At 33.2% G+C, this 13,128-nt stretch carries 11 protein-coding genes and 1 pseudogene; 9 read left to right on the top strand and 3 right to left on the bottom strand.

Going from position 1 to position 13,128, the window contains the following annotated elements; genetic code table 11:
• Positions 1-19: 19 nt before the first annotated feature.
• Complete coding sequence (locus QE109_RS14340) at positions 20-1,360, bottom strand: MATE family efflux transporter (protein ID WP_281095231.1); 1,341 nt, start codon at positions 1,358-1,360, stop codon at positions 20-22.
• Between the two features lie 185 nt (positions 1,361-1,545).
• Between QE109_RS14340 and QE109_RS14335 the strand changes: the two genes are divergently transcribed.
• The 5 genes from QE109_RS14335 (at position 1,546) to QE109_RS14315 (ending at position 7,149) form a co-directional block, all read left to right on the top strand.
• On the top strand, positions 1,546-2,163 hold the full coding sequence (locus QE109_RS14335) for a TetR/AcrR family transcriptional regulator (RefSeq protein WP_281095230.1): 618 nt from the start codon (positions 1,546-1,548) through the stop codon (positions 2,161-2,163).
• 82 nt (positions 2,164-2,245) lie between these two features.
• Positions 2,246-3,493: an alpha/beta hydrolase family protein gene (locus QE109_RS14330; RefSeq protein ID WP_281095229.1), complete on the top strand. Its 1,248-nt coding sequence runs from the start codon at positions 2,246-2,248 to the stop codon at positions 3,491-3,493.
• Positions 3,494-3,616: 123 nt separating this feature from the next.
• Entirely contained in the window at positions 3,617-4,909 is a 1,293-nt protein-coding gene (locus tag QE109_RS14325; protein ID WP_342637160.1) for a sensor domain-containing diguanylate cyclase, read from the top strand.
• Positions 4,910-5,004: 95 nt separating this feature from the next.
• On the top strand, positions 5,005-6,156 hold the full coding sequence (locus QE109_RS14320; RefSeq protein WP_281095228.1) for a M20 family metallopeptidase: 1,152 nt from the start codon (positions 5,005-5,007) through the stop codon (positions 6,154-6,156).
• Between the two features lie 105 nt (positions 6,157-6,261).
• Entirely contained in the window at positions 6,262-7,149 is an 888-nt protein-coding gene (locus QE109_RS14315) for a fructose bisphosphate aldolase (protein ID WP_281095227.1), read from the top strand.
• 102 nt (positions 7,150-7,251) lie between these two features.
• Here the strand turns inward: QE109_RS14315 and QE109_RS14310 are convergent, their stop codons facing one another.
• On the bottom strand, positions 7,252-7,932 hold the full coding sequence (locus QE109_RS14310; protein WP_281095226.1) for a YkgJ family cysteine cluster protein: 681 nt from the start codon (positions 7,930-7,932) through the stop codon (positions 7,252-7,254).
• A 166-nt stretch (positions 7,933-8,098) separates the two neighbouring features.
• On the opposite strand from QE109_RS14310, the gene QE109_RS14305 reads away from it, so the two are divergent.
• The 3 genes from QE109_RS14305 (at position 8,099) to QE109_RS14295 (ending at position 10,201) form a co-directional block, all read left to right on the top strand.
• A complete protein-coding gene (locus QE109_RS14305; protein WP_281095225.1) occupies positions 8,099-8,674 on the top strand; it encodes a hypothetical protein in 576 nt (191 codons plus the stop codon).
• A gap of 20 nt (positions 8,675-8,694) precedes the next feature.
• Complete coding sequence (locus QE109_RS14300; protein ID WP_281095224.1) at positions 8,695-9,270, top strand: class I SAM-dependent methyltransferase; 576 nt, start codon at positions 8,695-8,697, stop codon at positions 9,268-9,270.
• A gap of 112 nt (positions 9,271-9,382) precedes the next feature.
• The gene (locus tag QE109_RS14295; protein WP_281095223.1) at positions 9,383-10,201 is read left to right on the top strand and encodes a nitroreductase family protein; all 819 of its coding nucleotides are present in this window, start codon (positions 9,383-9,385) and stop codon (positions 10,199-10,201) included.
• 51 nt (positions 10,202-10,252) lie between these two features.
• Here the strand turns inward: QE109_RS14295 and QE109_RS14290 are convergent, their stop codons facing one another.
• Positions 10,253-11,311, bottom strand: coding sequence for a MupG family TIM beta-alpha barrel fold protein (locus tag QE109_RS14290; RefSeq protein WP_281095222.1), 1,059 nt, complete (start codon positions 11,309-11,311; stop codon positions 10,253-10,255).
• Between the two features lie 433 nt (positions 11,312-11,744).
• Here QE109_RS14290 and QE109_RS14285 point away from each other — a divergent pair.
• Positions 11,745-13,099, top strand: a pseudogene (locus tag QE109_RS14285) (short-chain fatty acid transporter).
• The last annotated feature ends 29 nt before the right edge of the window (positions 13,100-13,128 follow it).

The raw sequence follows: 13,128 nt of genomic DNA, 5'->3' as shown, positions 1-13,128 counted from the left end.
TTATGAGATGAAGCTTTATTTATAGCAGATGCTTCATCTGTTTTTTTATCAAATATTTGCTAGCAATAGCTACAAGGAAAAAAGAGAGATTTAGTGAAATCCAAATACCAAGTAGACCAAGATAGTTTGATAAAAGTAGTGAAAGTGGGACATAGATTACAAATAATCTTACAATTGAGAGTATTGCTGAGTGCATAGGTTTATTAAATACATTTAATGTACTGGTATAGATCAAAAACAAGCCTTGTATACCATAACCAATTGGAATTACATATAAGTACACTTTAACAGTTTCTATTACTTTGAGATTGTCAGTAAATAGTTTGCCAAGTTGACTGCCTAAAAATATGAAGAAAATGACCGTAAGTAAACCATATAAGATAGAGAAAATCTCTGACTTTCTGATAATTTCAAGAACTCTATCATGTTTTTTTGCACCTAAGTTCTGTCCAAGTAATGGGACATATATGGATGTAAGTGCATTGATTACAAGCATTGCAAACATCTCGATTCGTGTGGCTATTCCAAAACCAGCTGTGGCTTCTTTACCGTATGTTGCGATAAGTGAAGTGATGACACCAATTGCAAGTGGCGTCATGATTCTTGTGAGTGCATTGGGAATTCCGATATATAGTAAGTCTTTAAAGGATGCAACTATTGCTCTAAAATGGATATTCTTCAAAGAAACTATTTTTTGACGGTAGATTAATACATAAAGTGCTACAATCATTGTTATTGCTCTAGAAATAACAGTAGCAAGTGCGGCACCTTGGATTCCCATTTCTGGAAATGGCCCATACCCAAAAATCAAAAGAGGATCAAAGATCATATTAAATAGTGCAGCGACAGCCATGATTATGGCAGGTGTTTTTGTATCGCCGATCGCTCTGATGCCAGAGTTACCAATCATAGGGATAATAAGGAACATCACTCCTGGATACCATATTTTCATATAGTCAATGACGAATGGTAAAGTTTCACTATCAGCACCAAGTGCTGTAAAAAGCGGTTTCATAGTCATAAGACCCAAAACTACAAAGACAAAAACTAAGATAAGTCCGAGAATAAGACTATCAGTTGTATACCGAACAATCTTGTCCTGTTTTTTCTCTCCAACAGACTTTGATATCAATGCAGCAGCACCAATACCGATTCCTTGAGCAAGAGCACCGATAATCATGACAACTGGAAAAGTAAGTGTCATAGCTGCCATTGGAACAAGTCCTAATCGACTTACATAGTACGTATCAACAATGTTAAAGGCTACAATACCAAGCATACCAAAAATCATAGGCAGTGTCATTGAAATCAATAAACCTGTAATGGGTGCTTTGGTTAAATCATATTTAGCTGGTTTCATATGGCTTCCTTTCGAAGAGGGGATTATCTATTATTTTGCTTTAAATAGGATGACATTGCAACTGATTTCAGAAAAAGACTTACTCATTTCATATTTTAAATTGTGTGTTTACATAAACGAATAAAAGTGATATATTATATAAATAAACAAACTTTAGTCTGTTTATTTTGAAAAGGAGTAAAATTATGCCTAGAACTAAAAAAGATTTTGTAAATCAAAAGAGGAAAATAACGACTGAGATTGAAGCGCTTTTTATGAAAAAGGGATATGAAAATACTAGTCTAGATGATATTTTAAATACTTTAAAACTTTCAAAAGGACGATTTTATCATTATTTTGCATCTAAAGAAGAAGTTATACTTGAAAGTATGCACATGCTTTCTGATCAATTATTGATTGAAGCGGAGAAGATCCTTAAAGATGATCAACTTAACGCAATAGATAAGTTATTAAAGTTTATCCCCATTAGAAATAGTGCATATAAAGAAAAAAGTGAAATTTTGAATTATTTTCAAATGATTTGTTCAAATGATATTCAGAAATATCAGTTTCTAAAGATTCTCGGTCAAGAATATGTTTCTCCGTTCGCAAGTGTTATTCAAGAAGGAATTGAAGAGGGGGTTTTCCAAGTTGAACATCCTTATGAAACAGCAGAATTATTGTTAAGTGCAATTCTTTCAATTCCTAATCTTTTTGTTATTTCTGACCACCAAGAGGATAATACCAAGCGGAAAAAGTATGATGAAGCTTTAGAGATGATAGTAATTAGAACTCTAGGCATCGAACTAGAAAGGTTAAGGTAACTGATGTATACTGTGATATTAGTTGTTGTGGGGATTTAGGGCTATATTGATTCCTTCTTATCTCATAATTATTATATCTTTTATGAGTTCAATATTTAAAGTAGTAAAGAAAACAGATTCAAAATTAATGAAGAGATCTAAACTAATTGTGACTATAAAAGTAAGCGGCATCATCGTTTGGTTTGTAGTCAGTTTGATCACATTATATTTGTTTCCCAATTTTAGTTTACCAACACCTACCGGTTCATTTGCTATTGGAACCATGTCATTTGAAGTAACAGATACAAACAGAGAAGAATTTTATACGCAAGAAGTCGGAGACCATAGAAAATTAATGGTTCAGGTATGGTATCCCGCTGAAAAAGATTTAAATCTGGAACTGCAAACGTATCCAAAGCAAGTTGCTGAGGCATTAAATAGTGTCTTAAATGTACCTGATTGGTTGTTTGGTTATTTTTCAAATATTAATACGCATACGTATATCGATGCAAAAGTTTTACCTTTAGATACGAAGTATCCTTTGATCATATTTTCACCAGGTAACAACTCGACAAGATTTCAAAATACTGCTGTAATTGAAGAATTAGTTAGTTCAGGATATGTTGTTATAGGTGTAGATCATCCATACACTTCAAATGATGTTGCGTATACTGATGGTACGATTGCGTATAGAAGTGATGGGCAGCTGGAGGTAACATCAAAGGATGAGTTTTATGAAAGGGAAATTAATATAAGAACGGAAGACCTTCAATTTGTAATTCAATATCTAAAGAGTGATCAGTTATTAACTTATGCTAGAGAAATAGTTAAGCAGGTAGATTTTGATCAAGTTGGCATGCTAGGTCACTCATATGGCGGTGCAACTATCGTAGAAACCATGGCAAGAGAACCCTATATAAAAGTCGGTGTAAGCTATGATGGGGGCTTATGGGGAAAGGCAGTTGAAGATGGCATTTCTCAACCACTTCTTTATATGAGTGCATCACAAACTTTAGATTACATGGACGATACATCTATTGATAATGAAGAAACACGGAGTTTTGTGACTTCAGTTGTTGCTAACTTGAAAACGATGCAGGATAAATCGACTAAGAACTTTGTTTTTGTTTTATTTGAGGGTTATAACCACTACAGTTTTACTGACATTCCATTGATTAGTCCCTTATTTCAAAGGAGTAATCAATCCGTTACAACTACAATTCAGTATACTAAAACCTTTTTTGATCACTATTTAAAAGGATCGGAAAGTAGTGATGTGAATACTCTAATCAATGAGAGTAATGAAGCGACCTTAATTGAAGATTTAAAAGAACTGGACAGTTTGCGTTAGTAAACTAGAGTTGAATGATGTGGTTACTTTATGTAGCAGATCATTCAACTCTTTATATTTTATTTTGCTTAATTCAATATGATTTGTGGTACAAATAATTCATAACGTTAAGGCGGGTGAAAGATGACATTGACTAAAGAAAAAATTATAAATTTCATATTTGTTATAATGGTTCTTGTTTTTTTAAACTTTACAAGTGGAAAGAATTATTTATTGTTTCATGCGATAGCTGAAATATTCAGTATTTGTATTGCATTTACTATATATTTGCTAACATGGAATTCAAAGCAATTTCTTAGAAATAACTTCTTAATAATAATGGGAGTTGCTTATCTATTTATTGGTTTTTTAGATTTGTTACATACCTTATCGTATAAGGGCATGAATATATTTAGAGATTATGATTATTATGCAAATCAGCTCTGGATTGCTACGAGATTTTTGGAAAGTATTACAATATTTGTTTCTTTTTTGCTTTTAAATTTTAAAAAACAAATTAATACATATTTAATATTTTTTGTTTACCTTGTAACCACAGTGATCATCATAAGTAGTATTTTTTATTTGAAAGTTTTTCCTATTTGCTATATTGATGGTGTTGGACTTACTCAGTTTAAAATAGTAAGTGAATATATTATATCCTTGATATTACTTGCATCTCTAGGAATAGCGTATTATTATCGTAAGCATTTTGATAAATTGATATACAAACTCATCTTTACTTCAATCGTTTTTACGATTCTATCAGAACTTTCTTTTACACTCTATACAAGCAACTATGATTTTTTAAATATGATGGGTCACTATTTCAAAATAATCTCGTTCTACTTTATCTATAAAGCAATAATTGTAAAAGGGATCAAAGAGCCTAACTATTCGATATTTAAGGAATTACAAAGTCAAGTCAATACAGATGGGCTAACAGGATTATACAATTACAAATATCTCTATGAGAAACTTGACGAGGAAATTAGACATTCTTTACGAAAAAAATTGCCATTCTCAATTATTATTTTTGATGTAGACCACTTTAAAATTATAAATGATCTATATGGACATGTGAAGGGTGATGAAGCTTTACAAGGAATTGCATGTTATATAAAGGAACTAACAAGGGTTACAGATACTGTTGGAAGATATGGCGGTGAAGAGTTTATGGTCATTTTACCGAACACTGTTCTTAAAGATTGCTATGCGATTTCTGAAAAAATACGATGTAAAATAAGGGAAGTCGATCATATCAATAATGGCGCAAGGATTACGATTAGTGCAGGGATTGCTGAATTTGATGGTAATTATATAGATGACGTGAGTCTAACGGTTTCAAATTTGGCAAGTCGTCTGGTAGATGTTGCTGATAATAATTTATATAATGCAAAAGCAAGTGGTAGAGATAAAACCATGGGTTACCTATAAAAGATAAAAAGACAGTGCGAAAGATACGCACTGTTTTTTGTTTGTAGTATTTTTCTATATGTTATAATAAATCAATCAATATTTTGGAGGACATCATGATCAATAAATTAATCAAAGACAAAGTACAGACACTTATGCCTGAGTTAAAGGAAATTTCTAATTGGATGTATGACCACCCAGAGCTTGGTGATGAAGAATATCAAATTTATGATAAATTGGTACATCGTTTAATAGCAGAAGGTTTTGATGTTGAAGAACAATATTTAGATATCCCCACTTGTTTTCGTGCAACATACGATAGTGGAAAACCTGGAAGAACAGTTGCTTATATGTCAGAATATGATGCTCTTCCTGCAATAGGACATGGTTGTGGCCATAATCTAATATGTGTAGCAGGTCTTGGATCGGCATTTGCTACCAAGGAATTAATTGATAAAGTGGGTGGTAAAGTCGTATTATTAGGAACACCTGCCGAAGAAAACAACGGTGCAAAAGTCGATATGGCTGAAAAGGGTACTTTTGACGATATAGACGTTGCAATTATGACACATCCTGGTGATCAAAACTATGCTACAGTCGGCTCGCTTGCAATGCTTGCAATAGAGTTCACCTTTATTGGTAAAACAGCGCATGCAGCTGCATGTCCTGAAAAAGGCATCAACGCACTTGATGCAGTGATCAACACGTTCAATAATCTCAATGCTTTTAGAGAGCATATGCCTTCAGATGCAAGAGTGCATGGAATTATCACTGAAGGGGGCGTCGCTGCAAACGTTGTGCCGGAGAGAGCCGTAGCTAGATTTTATGTCAGGGCCAACGAAAAAGAAACTGTAGAATATCTAAAAACTAGATTAATCAATTGTGCTAAAGGTGCATCACTTGGTGCTGGAACTGAGATGAGTATCTGCTATTATGAAAAACCTTATGACAATTTTCGTTCAAATATGCAATTGAGTAACATTTATTTTAATAATGCAAAATGTTTTGGAATTGATGATATCAAGTTGGAGCGAGAAAGAGCTGGTTCATTAGATGCTGGCAACGTTAGTCATGTTGTTCCAACAATTCATAGCATATTCAAGATTTCAGAAGCGGAAGTTGTATCTCATACAAGAGAATTTGCATCTGCTACTCAAACAGAGTTTGCTTTTGAAAATTTAGAGAGAACGATATGTACAATGGTGAAAACGGGATATGACATACTTGAAAGCGAAGTTAATTTAGAGCAGATTAAAGATTGTAAGTAACATTTCATTCATAGAATATACCTAGTATAGATAATTACAATAGTATTAGTGTTAAAAACTTAGAGTTGGGGTATAAGACTATTGACGAAAAGAATGGAGGTTCTTATGAAAAAATTACAATTTGATAGAATGAAGAATGATAAAGGTTTTATTGCTGCGCTAGATCAAAGTGGCGGGAGTACACCCAAGGCCCTTGAAACATATGGTATATCAGAAGATGCTTACAAAGATGAAACTGAAATGTTTCAACTTGTTCATCAGATGAGATCGAGAATTATGGAAAGTCCAGCTTTTACTAAAGAGAGAATCCTTGCAGCTATTTTGTTTGAGAAGACAATGGATTCAAAAGTAGAAGGATTGTATAGTGCAGACTATCTTTGGGAAAAGAAAGGCATTGTATCATTTTTAAAAGTAGATAAAGGATTAGATACACAAAAAAATGGCGTTCAATTAATGAAGCCGATTCCTGATCTAGAAGCGCTTTTAACGCGTGCAAATGAGCGACATATTTTTGGAACTAAGATGCGTTCAGTAATCAACGAAGTCAATAAAGAAGGTATTAAGGCAATAGTAGCTCAACAATTTGAGTTTGGTAAGATCATTTGTGGTGCAGGTCTTGTACCTATTATCGAGCCTGAGGTAGATATTCATACAGTTAATAAAAAAGAAGCTGAAGCTATTTTAAAAGAAGAACTTATTAGTCATTTGAAAGCTTTGGATGAGAATTGTCAGGTGATGTTGAAACTTACTATTCCAGATGAAGATAATTTATATGCTGATATTATGAAACTTCCAAATGTTGTAAGAGTTGTTGCATTGTCAGGTGGCTATTCAAGAGAAGAAGCAAACGAAAAACTTGCTAGAAATCACGGACTTATTGCTAGTTTCTCAAGAGCATTATCAGAAGGTCTAAATGACAATCAAAGTGATGATGCATTCAATGAAATGCTCAATAAATCTATTCAAAATATTTATGATGCATCAATTAAATAGAGAAAGACTATATAGTGAATAAGCCAATATAATGATGAGGGCTATTAAATACTTTTTAATGGTATTTATAGCCCTCATTTTGTTATATATTAATCTTTGTCGTTATAGTATACCAAGTCTTTTTTTTGCCTCTGGTAAAATTGCATAAAACTCTGAATAAAAATCATCATGTTTTTGAGCGGAACTTGCATGACTGATTTTAAAAAATGTATCGAGTAAGTCTGTATTGATCGCTTTTAGTTCTTGTTCATCTCTAATAAATTTCACTCTGAAATTCAGAGCTTTTAATAGCTTGTGCCAAGTCAATAAGAATTTTTTGTTTTCATTATAGTTTGAGATTCCAATCCAGTTTTCAACTTTTATAGATGTAAGATTTTCTTTGACACAAGAATTTGTTTGTAAGAAAAACTTGAAATCATCATCTTCATATACTCTTCCTAGAGGAAAAAGTCTACAGATACTAGGTCTATGAGCGTGGATTTGACATCTGCCACTTTCACTTAAAAAAGAGCACCTATCAGAATCTGATATTACATTTAAATGTGGTAAAGTGATTTTGTTTTCATGTTGCAACTTAATCTTATCAATTAACAACTCATCGAATGATAATTCTAGATAGCTTGACATTTCATAGACATCATATGGTGTTAGAATTACTAATTCTCCTACACCATAGCAGCAAGAACTACAATCAACACAGCCACCTGTATCGGCTTTTACTAAATCATTGATACCATAGAAATTTCCATCGGTGATCTCGTATAAATTAATTTTACTATTCATGAGTTTCCCTTTCACTTTCTAAGTAATATGATACAAAGAATCGAATTAAGTTTAACAGAAATAGGTATATTGTCAATTGTGAAAATAAAAGCTTCACTGTGACCAAGTCCCTTGACCCTAGTTAGTCCTCTTGATAGAATTGTCAAATATCTTATAGGAGGTTTACGTGACAACTAGTAAAATCAATTGGACTAATTTATTATTTATCGGAACCATTTTATTTTTTGCGCTTAGTTTTGTGAATATTGCATTTGCTTTTCTCGGTATAATTTGTGTAATTACACCTTTTTATATGGTAGTTAAAACTGGGAAAAAACTTTGGTGTACAACATACTGTCCTAGAGCAAACTTGTTTACTAGGTTATTTAAAAAGATTTCATTTGATTTAAAGCCTCCAAAGTGGCTATATAGCAAGGATACTAAAAGATTGGTTTTAAATTTTTTTTGTATCAATCTCGTTTTTATTGTATTATCAACTTATATGGTGGCAAAAAACAACATTCCACCTATGAATTTTGTTAGGTTTTTAATCGTATTTCAAATTCCGTTTGAATTACCACAGCTGATACCGATAGAGATACCTGTAATCTTGTCTCATATAAGTTATAGGATATTTTCGATTATGTTTACATCAACCGTGGTTGGTATGATACTAGGTGTTTTATACAGACCCAGATCATGGTGTGCAGTTTGTCCAGTACAAACACTTACAACAATTGTTAAAGAACAATCACAAATATAAGAGAGAGAGAGAGGTTCGAAGTGGCACATAAATTCAATCCTAAACATTTGGATAAATTAGATAACCCAGAAAGAAGAGATAAATTACCACCGGTTGAAACACTAGAAAAACTAGGGTTTGAAGCCAAGGATATTCTAGTAGATATTGGTGCTGGAATAGGTTACTTTACTATTGCTTCACAAGAAATAACAAAAGGACTTGTACCTACTTATGCACTTGATACGTCAAGTGACATGCTTATAAACTTAAAAGCACGTGAAATCGAGATTACTGGTAAGAATCATATACAAACTATTTTAACGGATGAATACGATTTCAAACTTTCTAAGGGTGTTGCTACCTTTGTCCTGCTCGTAAATGTGTTGCATGAAATTGACGATAAGACAATATTTATAAGACATATTCAGCAAATACTTAAAGAACATGGTAAAGTGGCAATTATCGACTGGAAAAAAATTGAGATGCCTGAGGGACCACCATTAAAGCATCGTATTTCAGTAGAAGAAACAAAAAAAATGCTAATTGAGCTAGGATTTAGAATAGAAAAAAGCCTAGAATTTGGTACTGAACTATATGGCCTTGTAGCAACTAAGTAAAAACGGTTAGACAGAAACTTTAGATATATGATATAATCCCTTAATGAATCACTTTGTATTAAGTATACAAAACTATATAGAGATTGAGTTTAATAAGGGAGAAAATTAATTTATGATGTATGTTAATGATGCGAAATGTATAGGTTGTGGAAAATGCGTGAAAGATTGCTTTCCAAGGGATATTCAAGTCGTTGAGGGTAAAGCAGTAATGCAAAACAAACGTTGCATAAAGTGTGGTCATTGTATCGCAATTTGTCCAGTAGATGCAGTTTCAATGGACGATTATGATATGAGTGAAGTTAAAGAATATAATGAAGAATCTTTTGCTATAGATGAAGAACAACTTATGAACTTTATCAAATTCAGAAGAACAGTAAGACAATTTACACCTCAAGAAGTTGATGAAGCTCAAATTATGAAAATAATTGATGCTGGTCGATTTACACAAACAGGTAGTAATCTTCAAGACGTTTCTTATGTTGTTGTTAGAGAAGGGTTAAGCGAGCTAAAAGAATTGACATTAGAATCACTTAAAGTGTCAGGGGAGAAAATCCTTGCAGATCCAAATCCACAGTTTGAAATGTTTAAGCCTTACGCAAAATTGTGGGTTAGAATGCATGAAGAGTATAAAGTAGATTCAACAAAAGATAAGTTGTTTTTTAATGCACCTCTTGTTGTGGTTATTACTGCTAATTCAGATGTAAATGGTGCACTAGCAGCTTCTAATATGGAACTGATGACCAATGCACTTGGACTTGGAACTTTCTTTAGTGGATTTATGACAAGAGCTTCAGTTGGAAACGAAAAAATTTCTGAGTTTTTAGGACTTAAAGATGGCAAAAAAGTTGTTACTTGTATGGTAATTGGACATCCAGCTGTATCATATCAAAGAACAGTACCGAGAAAATCAGCTGTAATTAACTGGAAATAAATGAAACCCCATTTTACTCATCGTGAGATAAAATGGGGTTTTTATTTGAAATTAAAAAGAAGTGATTCTAAATTTTGCCCCGTTTGGTAAAGCTTCTAAAACTGAAAAATAGTCGTTAGGAACATGACCGATGACATTAACACGTTGATCAGCGTTAAAATCATAACGTGTTAATTGTATTTCACCTGAGTACCTCCCATATAATTCATTATCTATTGTAAGTGTTCCTTTTTGTCGTGCGACACAGTTACATGGCTTTATCTGCGTCCCTTGAGTTGCATACTCCCTAGATTCTTGAAATCGAATTAAATTTGCTGGTGAATCTGGCCTAATCGAATAATCTTTAGAGAATAATGCTGAATATTCATGAGCAAATTGTCTTTGAAATACAGTGGGAATTGTATAAATATTTGATTTAGTGATACGTTCAATTAATTTCATCTCATTTTCACTGATCATCCCATCACCCACAAATACCCATGAGATATTATGTTTTAGGACCATCTCAACAAATGCAGCATATGGGGATAGGTGACGATGCGATTCAAGTGTAGGTAAGCCTTCATATATAGGTCCTCTTTTTTTCAAGTTTCCTGGAATAAAAGCCATAATCTCTATATTATTAGTAGTAAGGATCTGATTCCTTTTATCGAATTGAGCAGCATCAAGTCCTGTCTCTGGTCTTGGATAGTAGTTGTGCATCGCATAGAATTTACGATGAGTCTCTTTAATTTTCTGTAACCACTTAGTGGTTAAAGTGGACGCATTTAAACAAATAGGGACGTTTTTAGAGGCATCTAATACATCTTCAAGTGAAAATCCATAATCAACGCGTGCGATATCTATTGGTAGCTTTTGATGTAAATCAGAGATTGAGTTACAGCCAAAAATCGGAAGTGTTCTAGGTGAGATATCTGCAATGATTTGATAGCCAATTTGTTTAAAATGAGTAAGCATCTCCATCACATTTTCAGCGTAGGTGTCGTTAAATTCTTCCGAAATGTGCAGCGATGTAAAGATTGCACTTCCATCACTAAAAAGTTTTTCGAGATTATGTTTATTTTCTTTCCAAGTTGATGGGAAGATAGAGTAACCAATATTAAAACTCATAATGACCTCCATACTTTCATATAAATTATTAGTACATATACATTATTAGTACATATACATTATTTCACATGAACATAACTTCGTATAGGGTCATAATCAAAATGAATAATATATATAGTAAACTAAACAGTACATATTTCAAATGAGATGTTCTTATGTAAAAAATAAGTTACACTTTAGTTGAAACGAGTGTAGCTATACGGATACAAAAGCAGTTAAATCGTTCTTTTTTATAGTATTGTTTAAACAAATATTTACTTAAAATTGTTATGAATCTTGTATGAACAAAATTTTTTTTTATTGAACGGGATGAATATATTAATAAATACCTGTTTATACAGCATTTATAGGCAATTTTAGTCGATAAAATACGAGGCATGATACTTGCTTAAGTAAAAATGTAGCAATTATTATATTTTAGGGGAGGAATTAAATGTTTAAGAAATTAACACGTGGATGTGTCAAACTCGTCCAAAATTACCTACCAGACCCATTTTTATTTGCAGTTATTTAACGCTAATTGTTTTTTTAGCAGGAATGATCACAACTGCAGCAGGTCCACTAGAGATGGTGAAAAACTGGGCAGGTGGTTTCTGGAGTTTATTGGCATTCTCAATGCAAATGGCTTTAGTTTTAGTAACGGGACATACACTAGCTAGTACACCAATCGTAAAAAAAGCACTAGAAGCTTTAGCAAAACCATGTAAGACCCCGTTACAAGCGATTGTAGCTGTAACTTTTATCTCAACAATTGCATGCTGGATTAACTGGGGATTCGGTTTAGTAGTTGGTGCACTCTATGCAAAACAACTTGCTAAGGTTGTAAAAGGTGTAGATTATCGACTATTAATAGCATCAGCATATTCAGGATTTTTAGTTTGGCATGCTGGTATATCGGGTTCAATTCCACTACAACTTGCTACGGGTGGAGATGCACTTGTTAAAGCAACTAAAGGTGCACTTGTCGATCCAATTAGCACATCTCAAACTATTTTTTCTTATTGGAACTTAATCATCGTCGCTGTAATCTTGTTCACATTACCGTTTGTTAATAGGGCGATGCATCCAAGTCCCAAAGATGTTGTAACTATTGATCCTAAGTTGTTAGAGGACGAAGTTATCGTTGGAGAAGCGATTAAACATGGTGATACTTTTGCTGATAAGATGGAAAATAGTATGATTCTATCAATGTTAATTGGTGCTATGGGACTTGCATATATCATCTACTATTTTGCTACAGCTGGTTTCGAATTAAATTTAAACATTGTAAACTTTATATTTTTATTCCTAGGAATATTACTACACAAAACACCAAGAAAGTTCTTAGATGCAGTCTCTGCTGCAGCAAAAGGTACTTCTGGTATTATCCTTCAGTTTCCATTTTATGCTGGTATTATGGGAATGATGACTGGTGTTAGTGTTGCAACAGGCAACTCACTTGCGGGTGTGATATCTCAAGCTTTTGTTTCCATTTCAAATGAAACGACATTCCCATTATTCTCATTTTTAAGTGCAGGGATCGTTAACTTCTTTGTACCATCAGGTGGCGGACAATGGGCAGTACAAGGTCCGATCATGATGCCAGCTGGACTTGAGTTAGGCGTTAGTTCAGCCAAAACTGCTATGGCTATAGCTTGGGGTGATGCATGGACAAACATGATTCAACCATTTTGGGCATTACCAGCTCTTGGAATAGCAAACTTAGGGGCGCGTGATATTATGGGATTCTGTTTAATTGATTTGCTTTATGCTGGTGTGATCATCGCACTTGGTCTCTTGATTTTCTAGTAGATAAAATAATTTAAGTAGTATCAATC

Origin of the sequence: Fusibacter bizertensis (assembly GCF_029914245.1) — a bacterium.
GTDB classification, from domain to species: domain Bacteria; phylum Bacillota; class Clostridia; order Peptostreptococcales; family Acidaminobacteraceae; genus Fusibacter_C; species Fusibacter_C bizertensis.
The sequence above is the reverse complement of the archived record's forward strand: the minus strand, read 5'-3'. Positions and strand labels throughout refer to the sequence as shown.